Source organism: Vibrio sp. YT-17 (assembly GCF_033337375.1).
Lineage (GTDB): Bacteria > Pseudomonadota > Gammaproteobacteria > Enterobacterales > Vibrionaceae > Vibrio > Vibrio alginolyticus.
Map to the genome: position 1 here is coordinate 230130 of NZ_JAWOQP010000004.1, position 22298 is coordinate 252427.

The following is a 22298-nucleotide window of genomic DNA, read 5'->3' on the forward strand; positions in this document are numbered from 1 at the left end:
GCCGAAGCAGGGATATAGTAAACAACGAGTGGTCGTAAGCTTTACGCGTTTTTCATTAGGCGAGGAATCGTATCGTCGCTACGAAGCGTCAGTACTTCACAACCTTCTTTTGTTACTACAATGGTATGTTCCCATTGCGCAGAGTTCTTGCCGTCGCCCGTGTAAACAGTCCAGTCATCTTGTGCATCAACAGAGCAACCAAATTTACCTGCGTTAATCATCGGCTCAATAGTAAAGCACATGCCTTCTTTTAATACGCGGCGGTCTTTGTTCTTGTAATGAACCACTTGTGGTTCTTCATGGAACTCATCGCCGATACCGTGACCACAGAAGTCTTTCACAATAGAAAACTTGTTGCGAGGATTGTTCTTGTTGTTCTCTTTGATGTACTTCTCGATAGCTGTACCGATGTCACCAACCGTTGAACCTGGCTTAACGGTACGCATACCAACATACAGTGCTTCTTGAGCTACCATGCACAGACGTTTGTTTGCAGGCGAAACATCACCGACTAGGAACATCTTAGAAGTGTCACCATGGTACCCCTGAGGACGCACGCTCAGATCGGCATTCTCATCATTTGGAACGATTACGGTAATATCAACGTTTAAGATGTCACCATCTTTTAGTACCGCCGGCTTCATTTGGCCGTTGCTACCGATTTCGTCTTTTTCCGCTGGAATACCGTGGCATACGATATGGTTGATTGAAGTACAGATCGACTTAGGGAAACCATGGTAATCAAGCGGAGCAGAGTATGCGCCTTTTTCTAGAGCGTACTCATGACAGATTTTGTTTAACTCTTCTGTCGTCACACCAACTTTGATGTGTGGTTCGATCATTTCTAGAATCTCTGCGGCTAGCTTGCCCGCAATGCGCATGCGTTCTATTTCTTCAGCAGTTTTAATCTTGATTGACATTGGCTTTCTCTACTTATTCCTAAGCACGTAAACGTGCGAATGGCCGCATTCTATCAGACATCGGGGCGTTAACCCAAGTTAGATAGGAATATGCATCATTCTTAATTCGATCATATGTTTAAAGTTTTGCTTATAAATAGGAGAAAGTGGCTCGGTGAAGAAATAATTTTTACTAGCCACAGTGAGCTAAAATATGGTATAAAGCGCGCCGGAATAGAGGACTGTTCTCTTCGTTTAGCAAAGTTAAGCGGCGAAGCAAGCTTCATCCGAATAACCTTTTATCTTTAAATCACACACATTCCGTCACATATTCCGGGGTGCTGAGCAGAAGCTTGGTCGGAGTTATGGGGAATGTGGAGGCCTAACCCCATAGAGGATTTTAAAATGGCAACTGTATCAATGCGCGATATGCTAAAAGCTGGTGTTCACTTCGGTCACCAGACTCGTTACTGGAACCCAAAAATGAAGCCATTCATCTTTGGCGCTCGTAACAAAGTTCATATCATCAACCTAGAAAAAACTGTACCAATGTTCAACGACGCTCTAGCTGAACTAGCTAAAGTTGGCGAGAAGAAAGGTAAGGTTCTATTCGTAGGTACTAAGCGCGCTGCATCTGAAGCTGTTAAAGAAGCTGCAATCGCAAGCAACCAGTTTTACGTAAACAACCGCTGGTTAGGCGGTATGCTTACAAACTACAAAACAGTTCGTCAGTCTATCAAGCGTCTAAAAGAACTAGAGACTCAATCTCAAGACGGTACTTTTGACAAACTAACTAAGAAAGAAGCTCTAATGCGTACTCGCGAAATGGAGAAGCTAGAGAAATCTCTTGGTGGTATCAAAGACATGGGCGGCCTACCAGACGCTCTATTCGTAATCGACGCTGATCACGAACACATTGCAATTAAAGAAGCTAACAACCTAGGTATTCCAGTATACGCTGTGGTAGATACTAACTCTAACCCAGACGGCGTTGACTACGTAATCCCAGGTAACGACGACGCGATCCGCGCTGTACAGCTATACCTGAACGCTGCTGCTTCAGCAGTATCTGAAGGTCGTAACAAAGACGTAGCTGCAGTTGCTGAAAAAGACGGTTTCGTAGAAGCTGAATAATAGCGGCTCTGTGTCACACTTGGTCTATGTGAAACCTTTGTGTAGCATAAACTAAGTTATAGTTAGCAATGGGGGCCGACAATGTTAGGCCCCTGTTTTTTACCTTATTTCGAATCAAACGAGGAAGACAGAATGGCAACTGTAACTGCTGCTCTAGTTAAAGAACTTCGCGAGCGTACTGGCGCTGGCATGATGGAATGTAAGAAAGCGCTTGTAGAAGCAAACGCTGACATCGAACTAGCAATTGAAAACATGCGTAAATCTGGCGCAGCGAAAGCAGCTAAGAAAGCTGGTAACGTTGCAGCTGAAGGCGCAATCATCATCAAAGAAGAAAACGGCGTTGCTGTTCTTCTTGAAGTTAACTGCCAAACTGACTTCGTTGCTAAAGACGGTAACTTCACTGCATTCGCAGAAGAAGTTGCAGCTGCAGCTCTAGCTTCAAAAGCTTCTGTTGAAGAACTACAAGCACAATTCGAAGACGCACGTGTAGCTCTAGTAGCTAAAATCGGTGAAAACATCACTATCCGTCGCGTAGAATACGTTCAAGGCACTGCAATCGCTTCTTACCGTCACGGTGAGAAAATCGGTGTTGTTGTTGCTGGTGAAGGCGACGCAGAAACTCTTAAGCACGTTGCAATGCACGTTGCTGCTTCTAAGCCAGAGTTCGTTAACCCAGAAGACGTACCAGCTGACGTAGTAGAAAAAGAGAAAGCGGTTCAAGTTGAAATCGCAATGAACGAAGGCAAGCCTGCTGAAATCGCTGAGAAGATGGTTGTTGGCCGCATGAAGAAATTCACTGGCGAGATCTCTCTAACAGGTCAAGCTTTCATCATGGAGCCTAAGAAAACTGTAGGCGAAATGCTGAAAGAAAAAGGCGCTTCAGTTTCTACGTTCGTTCGCCTAGAAGTAGGTGAAGGTATCGAGAAGAAAGAAGAAATGAGCTTCGCTGAAGAAGTTGCAGCAGCTCAAAAAGGTTAATCCTTAGAGACTGTATAAAGATTAGACCGTAGCCAAGGCTGCGGTCTTTTTATGAGCAGTGAACGATTAGCCGTGATGAATAGCCATAACTGAAGTTGTGTCTATTCATGACTGTTAATCAACAACTCTCTTTGGAAGGTAAACTCCATGACTACGAACCCTAAACCAGCGTATCAACGTATTCTATTAAAACTGAGTGGTGAAGCTCTTCAAGGTGAAGACGGTTTTGGTATTGATCCTGCGGTCCTTGATCGTATGGCACAAGAAGTTAAAGAACTGGTTGAACTGGGTGTTCAGGTTGGTGTAGTTATCGGTGGCGGTAACTTGTTCCGTGGTGCAGGCCTAGCTGAAGCTGGTATGAACCGCGTAGTTGGTGACCACATGGGTATGCTTGCTACAGTAATGAATGGCCTAGCGATGCGTGATGCTCTTCACCGTGCATACGTAAATGCGCGCGTTATGTCTGCAATCCCTCTAAAAGGCGTATGTGACGACTATAATTGGGCTGATGCGATCCGTGAGCTTCGCCAAGGCCGAGTTGTCATCTTCTCTGCTGGTACTGGTAACCCGTTCTTTACAACGGATTCTGCTGCTTGTTTACGTGGTATCGAAATTGAAGCGGATGTCGTACTAAAAGCGACGAAAGTTGATGGTGTATTTACTGCTGACCCTGTAGCAAACCCAGACGCAGAGCTGTATGATAAGCTATCTTATGCAGAAGTTCTGGATAAAGAGCTGAAAGTTATGGACTTGGCGGCGTTTACGCTAGCTCGTGACCACAAAATGCCAATCCGCGTATTTAATATGAACAAGCCAGGCGCACTACGTCGCGTGGTTATGGGCGAAGCAGAAGGCACGCTCATCAACGAATAAGCTTGGCTTAAGGTGCCACTCCAAAGCGTTAGGGTGGTGCTTGCTTTGCTCAACCGTTTTAGGCTTTCTTCAGGAAAGATGACATTTTTAAGGTGAAACTGTGATTAACGAAATCAAAAAAGACGCGCAAGAGCGCATGGATAAAAGCGTTGAAGCGCTTAAGAACAACCTTTCTAAAATTCGTACAGGTCGTGCACACCCAAGCCTACTATCTGGTATTTCTGTAGAATACTACGGTGCAGCAACACCTCTAAACCAAGTAGCAAACGTTATTGCTGAAGATGCACGTACACTTGCAATCACGGTTTTTGATAAAGAGCTGACGCCGAAAGTAGAAAAAGCGATCATGACGTCTGACCTTGGTCTAAACCCTATGTCAGCTGGCACTATCATCCGCGTTCCACTTCCACCGCTAACGGAAGAACGTCGTAAAGACCTAGTTAAGATCGTTCGTGGTGAAGCTGAAGGTGGTCGTGTTGCTGTTCGTAACATCCGTCGTGACGCAAACAACGATCTTAAAGCGCTTCTAAAAGATAAAGAAATCTCTGAAGATGAAGACCGTAAAGCACAAGACGAAATTCAAAAGCTAACTGACGTTGCAGTTAAGAAGATCGATGAAGTTCTTGCTGCAAAAGAAAAAGAGTTGATGGAAGTTTAATACTCCCACACACATCACTGTTGGAAAACGCTGTGCTCACAGCTCAGCGTTTTTTTATGTTAGTCTATCCAACTGATGGAACTCAATTAACTCCCTATGCAAAATTCTCAAGCCTTCTCTGATTCCCTTCCTAAGCATATTGCCATCATTATGGACGGTAATGGCCGTTGGGCTAAGTCCAAAGGAAAACCTCGCGTATTTGGTCATAAAAAAGGCGTTAGTGCCGTTCGTAAGACCGTGGCTGCTGCTTCAAAACTAGGCATTAGAGCCATGACGCTGTTTGCTTTTAGTAGTGAAAACTGGCGTCGTCCGGAGGAAGAAGTGGGTCTTTTGATGGAACTGTTTATCACGGTCCTGTCTAGTGAAGTAAAAAAACTACACAAAAATAACTTACGGTTGCGCGTGATCGGTGATACCAGTCGATTTAGTGAGCGTCTACAAAATAAAATTGTAGAAGCAGAAAACCTAACGGCAGATAACACGGGTATGGTGATCAACATTGCAGCCAACTATGGCGGTAAATGGGACATCACAGAAGCTGCTAAAACGTTAGCGCTAAAAGCACGTAACGGTGAAATTCGTGTAGAGGATATCAATGAGCAGCTAATCACTGAGCATTTGACCATGGCAGACCTACCGGAAGTGGATCTTTTAATTCGCACCAGTGGAGAGTGCCGCATCAGCAACTTTATGTTGTGGCAAATGGCTTATGCAGAAATGTACTTTACACCAGAGTACTGGCCAGAATTCGATGAAGACAGTTTGGTAGAAGCTGTGACTTGGTTTATCAACCGAGAACGTCGTTTTGGCTGTACAGGTGAACAAATAAAGGCATTGATGGCAGCTCAATAAGGACTAGTTAGTTTGAAACAGAGAATAATAACAGCACTAATTTTAGCTCCCCTGGTTATTTTAGGCATTTTTAAATTACCGCTAATGGGCTTTATTGCCGCTTTAACTGCAATAACGCTATTAGGTTTTTGGGAGTGGACTCAGTTTACAGGAAGCAACTCTCGCATTGCTGCCCTTGTGCCGGCAATCATTATTACCGGACTTAGTTTTCTATACATCTCGCCTGATGCATATAGCCTAAATCACTTAACGACACCTCATTATGTCGTCTTGGGTATTGGTTTTGTTTGGTGGATTATTGCTAGCTTAATGGCGATTACTTACCCCAAAACGACGAAATCTTGGCAAAGTAATTTTGTTTTACGTCATGTATTTGGTTTTCTGACACTAATCCCATTCCTTTGGAGTGTGATTATTCTCAGAGCGTATGACATCACTGTAGATCCATACCACGGCGCAAAGCTTGTGTTGTACGTTTGTTTCTTGGTATGGGCTGCAGATAGCGGCGCCTACTTTGCAGGCAAAAGCTTAGGCAAACGTAAGATGGCTCCTCATGTAAGCCCCAATAAAACCATTGAAGGGCTAATTGGTGGCATTATCACGGCATTAATCGTAGCGTGGGCATTTGCTGATTGGTTCGACATCCAGTTCACTAGCCCTGTCCATATGGTGCTGATTACGCTAGTGACTGTCGTTATTTCAGTGCTTGGTGATCTGGTTGAAAGTATGTTCAAACGTGTCTCAGGCATTAAAGACAGCAGTAACATTATCCCAGGGCACGGTGGTGTGCTAGATCGTATCGACAGCCTAACCGCAGCATTCCCAGTTTTTGCTCTTCTTTACTACGTATTCTAATTTATCAGGAGCGGCGTCGTCGCTCCTGAGCTTTCTAACGGTCTTACAACATGCAAAAGTTAACGATTCTTGGTGCTACTGGATCAATTGGTGCAAGCACGCTTAAAGTGGTCGAACAAAACCCAGATCTGTTTTCTGTCGTTGCCTTAGCGGCAAGCACTAACGTTGAAAAGATGATCGGTTTATGTCGTCATTGGCAACCTAAGTATGCGGTCATGGCAGATAAAGCTGCGGCGTCTCAACTTCAAGCTGAGCTACACTCGGTTTCGCCAGGTACCGAAGTGCTAGGTGGTGTTGATGCGCTATGCCATATTGCTTCGCTGGACGAGGTCGACAGTGTAATGGCTGCTATTGTAGGAGCCGCTGGCTTATTGCCTACCATGGCTGCCGTGAAAGCAGGTAAGCGAGTCTTGTTGGCAAATAAAGAAGCACTTGTAATGTCAGGCCAGCTATTTATTGATGCCGTTGAAGAATTTGGCGCAGAGCTACTTCCCGTCGACAGTGAACACAACGCCATTTTCCAATGTTTACCGCAGCAAGTACAAACCAATCTGGGTCGTTGCAATTTACAAGAACATGGCATTTCTCATATTTTGTTGACTGGATCTGGTGGTCCTTTCCGTTACACTGACATCGCAGAACTGGAGCAGGTGACACCCGCGCAGGCGATTGCTCATCCAAACTGGTCGATGGGGCCAAAAATTTCTGTTGACTCTGCCACGATGATGAATAAAGGCCTTGAGTATATCGAAGCTAAGTGGCTATTTAATGCTGCTCGCGAACAACTGAAGGTGGTTATTCACCCTCAATCGGTAATTCATTCTATGGTTCAGTATCGTGATGGTTCGGTCTTGGCACAAATGGGAGAAGCGGATATGGCGACGCCAATTGCGCTCACCATGTCATACCCGTCAAGAGTGGAAGCTGGGGTTAAGCCGCTAGACTTCACGAAAGTTGGTGAGCTGACGTTTTTGCAGCCTGATTTTGCTCGTTACCCATGTTTAAAACTCGCAATTGATGCTTGTTATGAAGGTCAACACGCAACAACGGCATTGAATGCAGCTAATGAAGTCGCTGTTGATGCATTTTTAAATAACAGACTAGGTTTTACCGATATTGCTCGCATCAATGAGTCTGTGTTGAATAAAATCAACGCAAGCTGCAAAGCTGAGAATGCGAATAGCTTGGAAAGCTTGCTCGAGCTAGATAGAATGGCACGAACTATTGCCCTAGAAACCATACGCGAGCGTAGCTGATGACTGGTATATTGTGGAATCTCATTTCTTTTATCGTCGCACTGGGCATTCTTGTTACCGTGCACGAATTTGGGCATTTTTGGGTTGCTCGCCGTTGCGGCGTTAAAGTTGAAAAGTTTTCAATCGGTTTCGGCAAGTCTATTTGGAGTAAAGTAGGCAAAGACGGAACGGAGTACAGCATCTCAATGATCCCTCTCGGCGGCTATGTGAAAATGGTTGATAGCCGTGTCGATGAGGTGCCAGAACATGAGAAGCACCTAGCGTTTGATAAGAAGCCGTTATGGAAGCGAACCTCTATTGTTGCGGCTGGCCCCATCTTTAATTTTCTTTTCGCAATTTTTGCCTATTGGCTGGTATTTCTAATTGGCATCCCTGCTGTTAAGCCTGTAATTGGTGAAGTTACGCCCAATTCGATTGTTGCGGAAGCTGGAATTGAATCTGGAATGGAACTTAAATCGATATCTGGTATCAAAACTCCGGATTGGGAATCAGTAAATATGGGATTGATTTCTCATATTGGCGATGATTTGATGACGGTAACACTAACGTCAGCGAATGAAGTTGGTTCAGAAGTAACGAAAACGCTCGATTTACGTGAGTGGAAGTTCGACCCAGAAACTCAGTCAGCGATGCAGTCGTTAGGTTTTGCTCCGTATACACCGGAGGTGTATCGAGTTATCGAGCAGGTCTCGCAAGGTGGAGCGGCGGAAAAAGCCGGTGTGCTTCCAGGTGATGAGGTTGTCGCAATTGGTCAACAACGCGTGACCGAATGGAAGCAAGTGGTTGAAGCGGTTCGTTCTAATCCTGATACACCGCTTGAATTGACGGTGTTACGTCAGGGTTATGAGCAAACATTGACGCTGACGCCCGGTAGCCGTGAGCTAGCTAACAAAGAAGTCGTTGGTTTTGCAGGTATTGCACCTAAAGTCGCAGAATGGCCAGAAAGTTATCGCTTCGATCTTCAGTTTGGTGTATTCGAGTCAATAGGTAAAGCAGTAGACAAAACTGGCCAAGTCATTGGTTTGACAATCAGCATGCTTAAGAAGCTTATTGTTGGAGACGTTGGTCTGAATAATCTGAGTGGACCAATATCAATAGCCAAAGGCGCAGGCGCGACAGCAGATTATGGTTTGGTCTACTTTTTAGGTTTTCTCGCTCTAATTAGTGTTAACCTAGGTATTATTAACCTCGTTCCTTTACCAATGTTGGATGGCGGTCATTTGTTGTTTTTTGCAATTGAAGCAGTCATTCGACGTCCTGTTCCTGAGAAAGTGCAGGAAATGGGCTTTAGAATTGGTGGTGCGATTATCTTCTCGCTCATGGCGTTAGCGCTATTTAATGATTTTACTCGTCTGTGATAGTTCAGAGACAAAAGCAGTAGCAAGGAATAATTAGAACAAGTATGGCGATTAAGCGAATTCTATTTGCAAGTTTACTGGCGACCAGTGTATCTGCAAATGGAGCAGAGAACTTCGTAGTTCAAGATATTGAAATCGATGGATTGCAACGTGTAGCACTGGGTGCTGCATTGTTGAAAATGCCTGTACGTGTCGGTGATACCATTGGCCAAGGCGATGTTGCAGAAATTATCCGCGCCCTGTATGCATCTGGTAACTTTGAAGATGTGAAAGTGTTGCGTGACGGTGGTGTTCTGATGGTTCAAGTCAAAGAACGTCCTACCATTGCAAGCATCTCTTTTTCAGGTAACAAAGCAATCAAGGACGAGCAGCTACAAGAAAACCTGAACGCGTCTGGCGTTCGTGAAGGTGAAGCGCTTGACCGCACCACGCTAAGCAACATTGAAAAAGGCTTAGAAGACTTTTACTACAGCGTAGGTAAATACAACGCAACAGTAAAAGCGGTGGTGACTCCACTACCACGTAATCGTTCTGATCTTAAGTTTGTCTTTACTGAAGGTGTGTCGGCAAAAATTCAGCAAATCAACTTTATCGGTAATGAAGTGTTCAGTGATGAAGAACTGCTTTCGCGCTTTAACTTAAATGTTGATGTGCCGTGGTGGAATTTCCTTTCTGATGAAAAGTATCAAAAGCAAGTTCTTGCAGGCGATATTGAAGCACTCAAATCATTCTACCTGGATCGTGGTTACTTAAAATTTAACGTTGATTCGACACAAGTTGCAATCTCTCCTGACAAGAAAGGGGTATACATTACTCTTGGTCTAGAAGAGGGCGAGGTTTACACCGTTAAGGACGTGAAGTTCCGTGGTGATTTGATTGGCGAGGAAGCGACGTTCGAAAGACTTGTGCCATTTGAAGACAATGAGACATACAACGGCTCGTTGGTTACTTCAATGGAAGAAGGGATTAAGCGTGTGCTTGGTGAGTCCGGTTATGCTTATCCTCAAGTGAATACCATTCCAGAGTTTGACGACGAGAATCAAGAAGTTTCTTTGGTCGTTAACGTAGACCCGGGTAACCGAATTTATGTTCGTGATATTCGCTTCACGGGTAATAACTCAACCAAAGATGAAGTCCTTCGTCGTGAAATGCGTCAGATGGAAGGCAGTTGGTTGAACTCGAAATCGATTGAAACGGGTAAAACTCGTCTAAATCGTTTGGGCTACTTTGAAAATGTTGAAGTACAGACGGTTCGAGTTCCTGGTAGTGATGATCAAGTTGACCTAGTTTACTCTGTCAAAGAAGCGAACTCTGGTAGCGTTAACTTCGGTGTTGGCTACGGTACAGAATCGGGTGTGAGCTTCCAGGTTGGCCTGCAACAAGATAACTTTATTGGTAGCGGTAACCGTGTTGGTATCAACGCGATGATGAATGACTACCAGAAAAACATCAGTCTAGATTACCGTGATCCGTACTGGAACTTAGACGGTGTAAGCTTAGGTGGTAAGGTTTTCTATAACGAATTTGAAGCTAAAGAAGCCAATATCGTTGACTATACCAACGAAAGCTATGGCGCGAGCTTAACGTGGGGCTTCCCATTCGATGAGTTGAACCGTTTTGAATTCGGTGTCGGTTATACGCACAACAAGATCGGTAACTTATCGCCTTACTTGCAGGTAGAGCAGTTCTTACGAGCACAAGCAGACAACATTGATTCTAGTGGAGCGTTGAACACAAACGACTTCGACTTCAATATCTCTTGGACACGTAATAACTTAAACCGTGGTTACTTCCCAACGGCAGGTAACCATCAGCGAGCATTCTATAAAATGACCGTACCTGGCTCTGACGTTCAATACTTCAAAATGCAGTACGATGTTCGCCAGTATGTGCCATTGACTAAAAAGCACGAGTTTACCCTCTTGTTCCGTGGCCGCTTAGGTTACGGTAATGGTTACGGTCAAACGGATGGTAACGATAACTTGTTCCCATTCTACGAAAACTACTACGCAGGTGGCTTTACATCGCTTCGTGGCTTTGGCTCAAACTCTGTTGGTCCTAAAGCGGTTTACCGTGATACATCTGGTTCAAACAATGGCGCAGATACAGCAACAGATGACTCTGTTGGTGGTAACGCCGTAGCGCTAGCAAGTGTTGAGTTGATTGTCCCAACACCATTTGCATCAGAAGAAGTACAAAACCAAATTCGTACCAGTATCTTCTTTGATATGGCAAGTGTTTGGGATACGGAGTTTGACTACCGCGATTCAGGTGCGGAATATGGTGACCGTTACTACTACGATTACTCAGATCCAACCAACTACCGCTCTTCTTACGGTGCGGCGTTGCAGTGGATGTCTCCAATGGGGCCACTAGTATTCTCACTAGCGAAACCAATTAAGAAATTTGATGGCGATGATGAAGAGTTCTTCACATTCACTATCGGTAGAACTTTCTAAAGAGGAAAATATTTTGAATAAAATGATCAAAGCGGCTGGGATTGGCCTTCTTGTACTGAGCTCTTCAATGTTTGCAAATGCGGCAGAAGCTGCACAGAAAATTGCTTACGTAAATACAGCTCAAGTTTTTCAAGCTCTTCCTCAACGTGAAGTTGTACTACAAAAAATGCAGAAAGACTTCAAAAGCAAAGCTGATGAACTGAAGTCAATCCAAGCACAAGCTAAAACAAAGATTGAGAAGCTACAACGTGACGGCGAGCTTTTGGGTCAAGACGAAGTTGAAAAGCTACGTATCGATATCGCGAAGCTAGACAGCGAGTACAAAGTGAAAGCACAAGCACTTGAAAAAGCAAGTGCGCGTCGTGAAGCTGAAGAAAAAGCGAAGCTTTTCAAAACGATTCAAGATGCAGTTAAGAAAGTCGCAGACAAAAATGGTTACGATCTTGTGATTGATATCTCTGCTTTGCAGTACGGCAAGCCAGAATACAATATTTCTGAAGACGTAATTAAAGCTCTAAAATAAGAAGTTATGAAGACATTAACATTAGCCGAATTGGCGACAATTACCGGGGGTGAGCTGTTTGGTGACGAGTCTCTCGTTGTAAGCCGTGTTGCCCCAATGGATAAAGCACAAGAAGGTGACGTAACCTTCTTGTCTAACCCAAAATACGCAAAACACCTTTCTGAGTGCCAAGCTACCGTTGTTATGGTAGAGGCTGAGCATAAAGATCAATGCGTTGGAAATGCGCTAGTGGTTTCAGACCCTTATGTCGCATTTGCTCGTGTGGTCCAAGCGATGGATACCACACCAACACCGGCAGACGATATTGCACCAAGTGCTGTGATTGCCGGCGACGTTAAGATGGGTGAGAACGTTACAATCGGCGCTAACGCTGTGATTGAAACGGGCGTAGAACTCGGCGATAACGTAAGCGTTGGCGCTGGTTGTTTTATCGGTAAGAACGCCAAACTAGGGAATAACACCAAGCTTTGGGCTAATGTCACTATCTATCATGAAGTGTCATTGGGTGATGACTGTCTCGTTCAATCGGGTACCGTCATTGGCTCTGATGGCTTCGGTTATGCGAATGACAAAGGCGAGTGGATCAAAATTCCTCAGCTTGGTTCAGTGCGTATCGGTAACCGCGTTGAGATTGGTGCTTGTACTACGATTGACCGCGGTGCACTCGAAGATACTATCATTGAAGACAATGTCATTCTGGATAACCAACTTCAAATCGCGCACAACGTGCAGATCGGATATGGTACCGTGATGCCTGGTGGTACTATTGTCGCGGGCAGTACAAAAATTGGTAAGTACTGCCAGATTGGCGGCGCGTCTGTTCTGAATGGCCATATCACTATCGCAGATGGTGTGGCGATTACAGGTATGGGCATGGTAATGCGCAGTATCGAAGAAAAAGGCCTTTACTCATCAGGTATTCCACTACAAACGAACAGAGAGTGGCGTAAAACTGCAACTCGAGTTCACCGTATTGATGAGATGAATAAGCGCCTAAAAGCGGTTGAAAAACAGCTGGAACAGAAAGAAGAAATTTAGAACAAGTTATCTTTCGCTCTGTATTTAACGTGAAAGCTAACAGGCTCTAGTTCCATATTCTGTACGAAGACTCGCGAAATGCGGGTCTTTTTCTTCTATAATGACGCGCTCTAAGTAGATTTAACTCCAAGATGGTGCGTATTTTGCTAGTATATTGCAAAGCGATTCGGCTTTACGACCTGTTGCCACGTTTGCCATCTTGGCGGCAAAAAATTGATATAGGAAGACGACTTTGACTACTGAAAAGAAAACGATGAACATCTCTGAAATTCAAGAGCTACTACCTCATCGCTACCCATTCTTATTGATCGACCGAGTGATAGACTTCCAAGAAGAGAAGTACCTTCACGCGATTAAAAACGTGTCGGTTAACGAACCTCAGTTCACAGGTCACTTTCCTCAACTACCAGTATTCCCAGGTGTTTTGATTTTAGAAGCAATGGCTCAGGCAACAGGCTTACTTGCATTTAAATCATTTGGTGCACCAACAGAAAATGAACTGTACTACTTTGCAAGCGTAGACGGCGCGAAATTCCGTAAACCAGTGGTTCCGGGCGACCAATTGGTTATTGAGGTAGAATTTCTGAAAGAACGTCGCGGCATTGCTGCATTTAGCGGTGTAGCAAAAGTTGACGGCGAAGTGGTATGTTCTGCAGAACTGAAGTGTGCTCGTCGAGAGTTTTAATATGATTCATGAAACCGCTAAAATCCACCCGGCAGCGGTGGTAGAAGAGGGCGCCAAAATTGGTGCTAACGTAACAGTAGGTCCTTTTACGTACATCACCTCTACGGTTGAAATTGGTGAAGGCACAGAAGTGATGTCTCACGTTGTGATCAAAGGTCACACGACTATTGGCAAAGATAACCGTATTTTCCCACATGCTGTCATCGGCGAAGAAAACCAAGACAAAAAATACGGTGGTGAAGACACAACTGTGGTTATCGGTGACCGTAACGTCATTCGTGAAGCGGTCCAAGTTCACCGCGGCACAGTGCAGGACAAAGCAACCACGATCATTGGTGATGACAACTTATTGTGTGTGAATGCACACGTTGCGCATGATGTTGTTATTGGTAACCACACTCATATCGGTAATAACTCGATTCTTGGTGGTCACGTTACTGTTGATGATTATGCCGGTGTGATGGCACTGTCTGCGATTCATCCGTTTTGTACAGTGGGCGCTTACGCTTACATTGGCGGCTGTTCAGCTGTGGTGCAAGATGTCCCAGCTTATGTACTCGCGCAAGGTAACCACGCTACTCCATTCGGCTTGAACCTTGTTGGCTTGAAGCGTAATGGCTTTGAGAAACCAGAGATTCGTGCGCTACAAAAAGCGTATAAAGAAATCTACCGTTCAGGTAAGACGCTAGAAGAAGTGAAGCCTATTCTGGCTGAAATGGCTCAAGAGTGGCCGGCTGTGAAGCGTTTCTCAGATATTCTGGAAACGACGGAACGTGGCATTATTCGTTAATTGGCGAATGAACCAATAAATAAAAAGATCGTGACCAAATTTGAGGTTACGATCTTTTTGTGTTTTATGGATAAGGCAAACCGTTATCCATAGCGCACAGGAAAAATAGCGAAGTAGATATGGAAAGACCATTACGTATTGGCATCATTGCCGGAGAATTGTCTGGCGATACGCTAGGTGAAGGCTTTATCAAAGCAGTAAAGCAACAATATCCAGACGCAGAGTTCGTAGGCATTGGTGGTCCGAAAATGATAGCCCAAGGTTGCGAGTCTCTGTTTGATATGGAAGAGCTTGCGGTGATGGGATTAGTCGAGGTTTTAGGCCGCTTACCGAGACTTCTTAAAGTGAAAGCTGAGCTCGTTCAGTATTTTACTCAGAATCCGCCTGATGTTTTCATCGGGATCGATGCTCCTGACTTCAACTTACGCCTGGAGCTTGACCTCAAGCAAGCGGGCATTAAAACCGTTCATTACGTGAGTCCGTCTGTTTGGGCTTGGCGTCAGAAGCGCATCTTTAAAATAGAAGCGGCAACGAACTTGGTGCTAGCATTTCTTCCGTTTGAGAAAGCGTTCTACGACAAATTTAATGTACCTTGCGAGTTCATTGGTCATACCTTGGCTGATGCCATCCCACTAGAATCAGAACAAGCGCCTGCACGTGAGTTGCTTGGTTTAGAACAAGATAAAAAGTGGCTTGCTGTCCTGCCAGGCAGTCGTGGTAGCGAGTTAAAAATGCTCTCAGAGCCATTTATTGAAACCTGCAAGTTACTCCATAAAAAATTTCCAGAACTGGGGTTTGTTGTCGCGCTTGTTAATCAAAAACGCCGTGAGCAGTTTGAACAAGCATGGAAAGAGCTAGCGCCAGAGTTGGACTTCAAGTTAGTTGATGACACCGCACGCAACGTCATCACCGCATCCGATGCCGTGATGTTGGCCTCCGGTACCGTAGCGTTGGAGTGTATGCTTCTCAAGCGTCCAATGGTGGTGGGTTATCGTGTGAATGCATTTACTGCTTTTTTAGCTAAACGTCTATTGAAAACGAAGTATGTGTCATTGCCGAATATCTTGGCGGATGATGAGCTCGTCAAAGAATATCTACAAGATGAGTGCACACCAGACAATTTGTTTACTGAGGTTTCTCGCTTATTGGAAAGCGATAATAAACCGATGTTAGATAAGTTTACGGAAATGCATCATTGGATTCGTAAAGATGCGGATCAACAAGCCGCAAACGCGGTTCTAAAACTGATTGAAAAATAGAGATTTATCATGGCTGTTAAACCAAAAGCGACCAAAACCAAAGTTGAACTCCCTCCGTTTGAATATCCGCAAGGTTATCAGCTTGTGGCCGGAGTCGACGAGGTAGGACGTGGCCCTTTGGTAGGAGACGTCGTCACCGCTGCGGTTATCCTTGATCCTAACAATCCTATTGAAGGGTTGAACGATTCGAAAAAATTGACCGAAAAGAAACGCATGGCGCTGCTTCCTGAAATCAAAGAAAAAGCATTGGCGTGGGCGGTCGGGCGTTGTTCTCCTGAAGAAATCGATCAACTGAATATTTTGCAGGCGACTATGGTTGCGATGCAGCGTGCAGTGGCGGGGTTACAGGTTCAACCTGATTTGGTGTTGATTGATGGTAACCGTTGTCCGGAGCTGCCTATGGATGCTCAAGCTGTAGTAAAAGGCGATCTACGTGTTGCCGAAATCAGTGCGGCTTCAATTATTGCCAAAGTCGTGCGTGACCAAGATATGGAAGAGTTGGATAAACTTCATCCACAGTTTGGCTTCGCGAAGCACAAAGGTTACCCAACTAAAGCGCACTTTGAAGCGATTGAGCAACACGGAGTGATCAGTGAACACCGCAAGAGTTTCAAGCCAGTAAAAAAAGCGTTAGGCATAGAATAATCAAACGATCTAATTGGTGTTATAAACCCAACCTCTTTAGGTTAGAATCCCCAACAAAATAGAGTTACACGGTACCTGTTAATGTCAGATCCCAAATTCATCCACCTGCGTGTTCATAGTGACTTCTCGATGGTGGATGGTCTCAACAAAGTTCCGCCAATCGTAAAGAAAGTTGCTGAGCTCGGTATGCCCGCAATGGCGTTGACCGACTTTACCAACCTATGTGGTTTGGTGAAGTTTTACGGTACAGCACATGGCAGTGGTGTTAAACCGATCATTGGTGCTGACTTTAAAATGCAGTCGGACGAGTTTGGTGAAGAGCTGACACAAGTGACTTTGCTTGCGGCGGATAATGTAGGTTATAAGAACCTGACGTTATTGATATCAAAAGCGTACTTACGTGGACATGTTCAACACCACCCAGTGATTGACAAAGCCTGGTTGGCTGAAATGTCTGAAGGCCTGATTGTATTATCCGGCGGTAAAAGCGGGGAAATTGGTCGCGGCCTTTTGAAAGGCAACCGTCAAATAGTGCAAGGGTGTGTTGATTTCTATAAACAGCATTTTCCAGATCGCTTTTATCTTGAGCTACTTCGTACCGGTCGTCCAGATGAAGAAACTTATCTTCACTTTGCGGTTGAATTGGCAGAGCAGCAGGACTTGCCAGTAGTGGCGACCAATGAAGTTGTATTCCTGAGTCCAGACCTATTTGATGCTCATGAAATACGCGTAGCGATTCACGATGGTTACACATTAGAAGATCCGCGTAGGCCAAAAAACTACAGTCCGCAGCAATATCTTCGTACAGAAGAAGAAATGTGTGAGCTGTTTGCTGATATTCCTGAAGCGTTAGAAAACAGTGTCGAGATAGCGAAGCGTTGTAACGTGACTGTGCGCTTAGGTGAGTACTTCCTACCAGCTTTCCCAACCGAAGGGATGAAAGAGACTGAGTTCCTAGTCATGAAATCCCGAGAGGGGTTGGAAGAGCGTTTAGAGTTCCTATTTCCAGATGAGGAAGAGAGAAAACGTCGCCGCCCTGAATATGATGAACGTCTTCAGATAGAGCTAGATGTTATCAACCAAATGGGATTTCCTGGTTACTTCTTGATCGTAATGGAGTTCATCCAGTGGTCAAAAGATAATGGAATTCCTGTCGGTCCTGGACGTGGTTCCGGTGCTGGTTCTTTGGTGGCTTACGCACTAAAAATCACCGATCTGGATCCACTAGAATATGACTTGCTGTTCGAACGTTTCTTGAACCCAGAACGTGTTTCGATGCCCGATTTCGACGTCGATTTCTGTATGGATAAACGTGACCAGGTTATTGACCACGTTGCGGAAATGTACGGTCGCGACGCGGTATCTCAGATCATCACGTTTGGTACCATGGCGGCAAAAGCGGTAATCCGTGACGTTGGCCGCGTATTGGGCCACCCATTTGGTTTTGTTGATCGTATTTCAAAGCTGATCCCGCCCGATCCAGGCATGACGCTAGATAAAGCGTTTAAAGCTGAACCTGCACTACCTGAATTGTATGAGGCCGATGAGGAAGTTAAAGAACTCATCGACATGTGTCATATTTTGGAAGGCTGTACGCGAAACGCCGGTAAACACGCTGGTGGTGTTGTAATTTCACCTACAACAATTACCGATTTTGCGCCAATTTATGCAGACGCTGAAGGTCACTTCCCGGTTACTCAATTTGATAAAAACGATGTTGAGACCGCTGGCCTAGTTAAGTTTGACTTCTTGGGTTTACGTACCTTAACCATTATTGACTGGGCGTTAGGGCTGATTAACCCACGTCTAGAGCGAGAAGGTAAAGAACCGGTTCAAATTGAATCCATACCGTTAGAAGACCCTGCCTCTTTCCGTTTGTTGCAAAACTCTGAAACGACAGCAGTATTCCAGCTTGAATCTCGAGGCATGAAAGAGCTGATCAAACGACTTCAGCCAGACTGTTTCGAAGACATCATCGCATTGGTAGCACTCTTCCGTCCGGGTCCTTTGCAATCGGGCATGGTAGATAACTTTATCGACCGTAAACATGGTCGAGAAGCGATCTCTTATCCAGATGAAAAGTGGCAACACGAGTCGCTAAAAGAGACGCTTGATCCAACCTACGGCATCATCCTGTATCAAGAGCAGGTAATGCAGATTGCGCAGATCTTAGCAGGTTACACGCTAGGTGGTGCGGACATGCTTCGTCGTGCAATGGGTAAGAAAAAGCCAGAAGAGATGGCAAAACAACGTGCTATCTTTGAAGAAGGTGCGATAAAGAACGGTATCGATGGCGAGTTGGCGATGAAAATCTTCGACTTGGTAGAGAAGTTCGCCGGTTATGGTTTTAACAAATCGCACTCTGCTGCTTATGCATTGGTTTCTTATCAAACTCTTTGGCTGAAAACACATTATCCTGCCGAATTTATGGCTGCGGTAATGACAGCCGATATGGATAACACGGAAAAAGTCGTTGGCTTGGTCGATGAGTGTTTCCGTATGAAGCTCACCGTGCTGCCACCAGACATCAACTCTGGCCTATATCGCTTTAATGTTGATGAAAATGGCGCAATTGTTTACGGTATTGGTGCGATAAAAGGGGTAGGTGAAGGTCCTATCGATGCGATTCTTGAGGCGAGAAATAAAGGTGGTCACTTTAAAGACCTGTTTGATTTCTGTGCTCGAGTTGATCTAAAACGCGTCAATAAACGAGTGATAGAGAAGCTGATTTACGCGGGTGCGTTGGATCGACTAGGCCCACACCGCGCGGCGATGATGGCGTCACTCAATGATGCGGTAAAAGCAGCAAGTCAACATCACCAAGCTGAAGCGTTTGGTCAAACGGATATGTTTGGTGTGCTAACGGATGCGCCTGAAGAAGTAGAGCATAAGTATACGCAGGTTCCGCCTTGGCCAGAAAAAGTGTGGTTAGAGGGCGAGCGTGATACCCTAGGCCTATATTTGACAGGGCACCCAATTAACGCCTACGTAAAGGAACTAAACAAATACACCAGTTGTCGACTAAAAGACGCAACGCCCACTCGCCGCGACCAATCTATCACGGTAGCCGGCCTGGTTATTGCCGCTCGTGTAATGACGACCAAGCGTGGTACACGAATTGGTATTATGACACTGGATGACCGAAGTGGTCGCATGGAAGTGATGTTGTTCTCAGATGCGCTGGATCGATACGCTGAACTTCTCGAAAAAGACAGAATTTTGGTCGTTTCTGGACAGGTCAGCTTTGATGACTTCAACGGTGGCCTTAAAATGTCGGCGCGTGAAGTTATGGATCTCGGCAGTGCGCGCGAGAAATACGCTCGTGGTTTGTCGGTATCGATAGATGCAAATCAGATCAACGATCAGTTTTTTGAGCAGTTCAGCCGTATTTTAGAACCGCACAAAGCCGGAACCGTACCCGTCAATGTATACTACCAGCGTGCCGACGCCAGAGCGCGGTTAACATTGGGCACCGAGTGGCGAGTTACGCCAAGTGATACATTACTCGACGATTTAAAACAGTTGCTTGGCAAAAGCCAGGTAGAACTCGAATTTAACTAAAAATTCAGCGCAATATGTTAGACGCTGAGTAAACAAGGATTCATAGATGAGCCTAAACTTTCTTGAATTTGAAAAGCCAATTGCAGAACTAGAAGCGAAAATTGAAGCATTACGTGATGTCTCTCGTCACGGTGGTGATTCTGCGATTGACCTGGATAAAGAAATCGAACAGCTTGAGAAGAAAAGCTTAGAGCTGAAGAAAAAAACCTTCAGTGACCTAGGTGCATGGGAAACAGCTCAACTGGCTCGTCACCCACTACGTCCTTACACGCTGGATTACATCCAACACGCTTTTGAGGAGTTTGATGAATTAGCGGGTGACCGCGCGTTTGCAGACGACAAAGCGATTGTGGGTGGCATGGCTCGCCTTGAAGGCCGCCCTGTGATGATCATTGGTCACCAAAAAGGTCGTGAGACCAAAGAAAAGGTGAAACGTAACTTTGGTATGCCGAAACCAGAAGGCTACCGTAAGGCTCTACGCTTGATGGAAATGGCAGAGCGTTTCAACATGCCGATCATCACATTTATTGACACGGCTGGTGCATACCCAGGTGTGGGCGCAGAAGAACGTGGTCAATCTGAAGCTATCGCGAAAAACCTAAAAGTGATGTCTGGTCTTAAAGTACCAGTAATCTGTAACGTTGTCGGTGAAGGCGGTTCTGGTGGTGCACTAGCAATCGGTGTAGGCGACTACGTGAACATGCTTCAGTACTCTACGTACTCAGTAATTTCTCCTGAGGGTTGTGCTTCAATCTTATGGCGTGATTCAGACAAAGCGCCACAAGCGGCAGAGGCAATGGGCCTAACTGCTCCGCGTCTTAAAGAGCTTGAACTGATCGACGAAATCATTGAAGAGCCACTAGGCGGCGCTCATCGCGATCATGTTCAAATGGCAGCGAATATGAAAGCGACACTACTTCGTCAGCTAGAAGATCTAGAACAACTGGATGAAGAGACGCTACGTGAACGTCGTTACCAGCGCCTAATGAGCTACGGCTACTGTTAATTTCGGTGATTGCTGTTAAGCGTTAGCTGATATCTCAATTGATAACAGTTAAAATAGAAAGGGTTGGATGAGAGTCCAGCCCTTTTTTGCATCTATCGGATCGTTTATGGAATCGCTTTACCTGCATTTTGCTCAAGTTCTCGGCCGCTACTATCAATTAGGCACTAAGGTTGTCTTGGCGTTTAGCGGAGGAGTGGATTCACGTCTTTTACTCGAATTACTCAGTCGCTACCAACAAGCGCATTCGATAGAGTGTCACGCTGTGTATGTGCACCATGGTTTAAGCTCGAATGCCGATAATTGGGCCGATAAATGCTTACTTTGGGCACAACAAGTGGGGATATCTTGCTCGATTGAGCGAGTGAGCTTAGACATCAGCAATGGTGAAAGTATTGAACTTCTTGCTCGTGAAGCTCGCTACCAAGCCTTAACTAAGTACATTCAAGAAGGCGATATACTGTTGACTGGTCAACATGCCGACGATCAAATAGAGACTTTTCTCCTTGCTCTTAAGCGCGGTAGCGGGCCAAAAGGGTTATCTTCGATGGCGGAGAGTATGCCGTTTTCTTGCGGATCTCTAGTTCGACCATTGCTTACTATCAAGCGGAAGACCATCGAAGACGCCGCTACTAAATTAGGCTTGGAGTGGGTGGAAGACGAAAGCAATCAAGATACCCGTTATGATCGTAACTTTCTTCGTCATTGTGTTATTCCTGAATTGTCTGGTCGTTGGCCGAGTATCCATCAAGCGGTTCAGCGCAGTGCAAACTTATGTGCTCAACAAGAAGCGCTATTGGATGAACTATTGAGCGCGGTGTTTGAACGCGCTTTACAAACGGATCTAAGTTTGAGTATTGAAGAACTGGCTAAGCACAGTGGATTAGCGCGTGCGCGCTTGATTCGTATGTGGCTGTCTAAGCTTAATACTAGTATGCCGACTCAGGTACAACTCAATCTTATCTGGAATGAAGTGGCATTAGCTCAGCAAGATGCCAACCCCAAACTACAACTTAAACAAGGTGAAGTGCGCCGTTTTCGAAATCGTCTCTATTGGGTAACGGAAACGGCTGATGTCACTAAGTGGCAAAGTACGATTCAAGTTGATGCGACTTTGTCGCTGCCTGAGGGACTCGGGGAGCTGACCTTAACGACGAGTTCTAGTAACGCAACGATTGCGCTACCGAGTCAGCCAGAATTGCTTCGCGTGACCTTCAATCCGGAAGGCTTATCAGCGCATCCAACCACACGTAATCACAGTCGAAAACTGAAGAAGTTATTCCAAGAATACAATGTGCCAAGCTGGCTGCGTCGTCAAATTCCGATTTTAATGTACCAAGACCGAGTCGTTGCTGTGGCAGATCTGTTCGTTGATCAGGCGTTTAATGGTCAAGATTGTGAACTTATTTGGCGCAGGTAATGAAAATTCATGCCACAATGTCGATTATAAAATATAAAAATCCTTAAATAAT

At 45.2% G+C, this 22298-nt stretch carries 19 protein-coding genes; 18 read left to right on the forward strand and 1 reads right to left on the reverse strand.

Annotated elements, in window-relative coordinates; translation table 11 throughout:
* Window positions 1–41: 41 nt before the first annotated feature.
* The gene (gene map, locus R7F67_RS06175; protein ID WP_005380326.1) at window positions 42–920 is read right to left on the reverse strand and encodes a type I methionyl aminopeptidase; all 879 of its coding nucleotides are present in this window, start codon (window positions 918–920) and stop codon (window positions 42–44) included.
* 384 nt (window positions 921–1304) lie between these two features.
* Between map and rpsB the strand changes: the two genes are divergently transcribed.
* The 18 genes from rpsB to tilS all read left to right on the forward strand — a co-directional run bounded on the left by rpsB (window position 1305) and on the right by tilS (window position 22246).
* Window positions 1305–2033 (forward strand): 30S ribosomal protein S2, encoded by a 729-nt coding sequence (rpsB, locus tag R7F67_RS06180; protein ID WP_005380327.1) that lies wholly within the window; start codon window positions 1305–1307, stop codon window positions 2031–2033.
* A 132-nt stretch (window positions 2034–2165) separates the two neighbouring features.
* Window positions 2166–3011, forward strand: coding sequence for a translation elongation factor Ts (tsf, locus tag R7F67_RS06185; RefSeq protein ID WP_005380328.1), 846 nt, complete (start codon window positions 2166–2168; stop codon window positions 3009–3011).
* A 147-nt stretch (window positions 3012–3158) separates the two neighbouring features.
* Entirely contained in the window at window positions 3159–3884 is a 726-nt protein-coding gene (pyrH, locus tag R7F67_RS06190) for a UMP kinase (protein ID WP_005380329.1), read from the forward strand.
* A gap of 100 nt (window positions 3885–3984) precedes the next feature.
* Window positions 3985–4542 carry a ribosome recycling factor gene (gene frr / locus R7F67_RS06195; protein WP_005380330.1) on the forward strand — a complete coding sequence of 186 codons (558 nt, stop codon included), beginning with the start codon at window positions 3985–3987 and terminating at the stop codon, window positions 4540–4542.
* A 96-nt stretch (window positions 4543–4638) separates the two neighbouring features.
* Window positions 4639–5394, forward strand: a complete 756-nt coding sequence (locus R7F67_RS06200) for an isoprenyl transferase (RefSeq protein ID WP_130545982.1) — start codon at window positions 4639–4641, stop codon at window positions 5392–5394.
* Between the two features lie 12 nt (window positions 5395–5406).
* A complete protein-coding gene (locus R7F67_RS06205; protein WP_005385351.1) occupies window positions 5407–6249 on the forward strand; it encodes a phosphatidate cytidylyltransferase in 843 nt (280 codons plus the stop codon).
* Between the two features lie 50 nt (window positions 6250–6299).
* On the forward strand, window positions 6300–7505 hold the full coding sequence (ispC, locus tag R7F67_RS06210) for a 1-deoxy-D-xylulose-5-phosphate reductoisomerase (RefSeq protein WP_047102607.1): 1206 nt from the start codon (window positions 6300–6302) through the stop codon (window positions 7503–7505).
* On the forward strand, window positions 7505–8863 hold the full coding sequence (rseP, locus tag R7F67_RS06215; protein WP_258475955.1) for a sigma E protease regulator RseP: 1359 nt from the start codon (window positions 7505–7507) through the stop codon (window positions 8861–8863). Before ispC ends, rseP begins: the two co-directional genes overlap by 1 nt.
* A gap of 44 nt (window positions 8864–8907) precedes the next feature.
* Window positions 8908–11322, forward strand: coding sequence for an outer membrane protein assembly factor BamA (gene bamA / locus R7F67_RS06220; protein WP_005391802.1), 2415 nt, complete (start codon window positions 8908–8910; stop codon window positions 11320–11322).
* Window positions 11323–11335: 13 nt separating this feature from the next.
* Entirely contained in the window at window positions 11336–11845 is a 510-nt protein-coding gene (locus R7F67_RS06225) for an OmpH family outer membrane protein (RefSeq protein WP_005391804.1), read from the forward strand.
* A 6-nt stretch (window positions 11846–11851) separates the two neighbouring features.
* Window positions 11852–12883, forward strand: coding sequence for a UDP-3-O-(3-hydroxymyristoyl)glucosamine N-acyltransferase (gene lpxD, locus R7F67_RS06230; RefSeq protein ID WP_318057104.1), 1032 nt, complete (start codon window positions 11852–11854; stop codon window positions 12881–12883).
* Between the two features lie 232 nt (window positions 12884–13115).
* Window positions 13116–13568: a 3-hydroxyacyl-ACP dehydratase FabZ gene (gene fabZ, locus R7F67_RS06235; RefSeq protein ID WP_005380349.1), complete on the forward strand. Its 453-nt coding sequence runs from the start codon at window positions 13116–13118 to the stop codon at window positions 13566–13568.
* A 1-nt stretch (window position 13569) separates the two neighbouring features.
* Window positions 13570–14358: an acyl-ACP--UDP-N-acetylglucosamine O-acyltransferase gene (gene lpxA, locus R7F67_RS06240; RefSeq protein ID WP_005380357.1), complete on the forward strand. Its 789-nt coding sequence runs from the start codon at window positions 13570–13572 to the stop codon at window positions 14356–14358.
* 119 nt (window positions 14359–14477) lie between these two features.
* Window positions 14478–15617, forward strand: a complete 1140-nt coding sequence (gene lpxB, locus R7F67_RS06245) for a lipid-A-disaccharide synthase (RefSeq protein ID WP_017636041.1) — start codon at window positions 14478–14480, stop codon at window positions 15615–15617.
* 9 nt (window positions 15618–15626) lie between these two features.
* Window positions 15627–16262 (forward strand): ribonuclease HII, encoded by a 636-nt coding sequence (gene rnhB, locus R7F67_RS06250; RefSeq protein ID WP_318057105.1) that lies wholly within the window; start codon window positions 15627–15629, stop codon window positions 16260–16262.
* A gap of 81 nt (window positions 16263–16343) precedes the next feature.
* Window positions 16344–19823, forward strand: coding sequence for a DNA polymerase III subunit alpha (gene dnaE / locus R7F67_RS06255; protein WP_318057106.1), 3480 nt, complete (start codon window positions 16344–16346; stop codon window positions 19821–19823).
* Window positions 19824–19869: 46 nt separating this feature from the next.
* Window positions 19870–20829: an acetyl-CoA carboxylase carboxyl transferase subunit alpha gene (accA, locus tag R7F67_RS06260; RefSeq protein ID WP_005380365.1), complete on the forward strand. Its 960-nt coding sequence runs from the start codon at window positions 19870–19872 to the stop codon at window positions 20827–20829.
* A 106-nt stretch (window positions 20830–20935) separates the two neighbouring features.
* Window positions 20936–22246, forward strand: a complete 1311-nt coding sequence (gene tilS, locus R7F67_RS06265; protein ID WP_017636042.1) for a tRNA lysidine(34) synthetase TilS — start codon at window positions 20936–20938, stop codon at window positions 22244–22246.
* The last annotated feature ends 52 nt before the right edge of the window (window positions 22247–22298 follow it).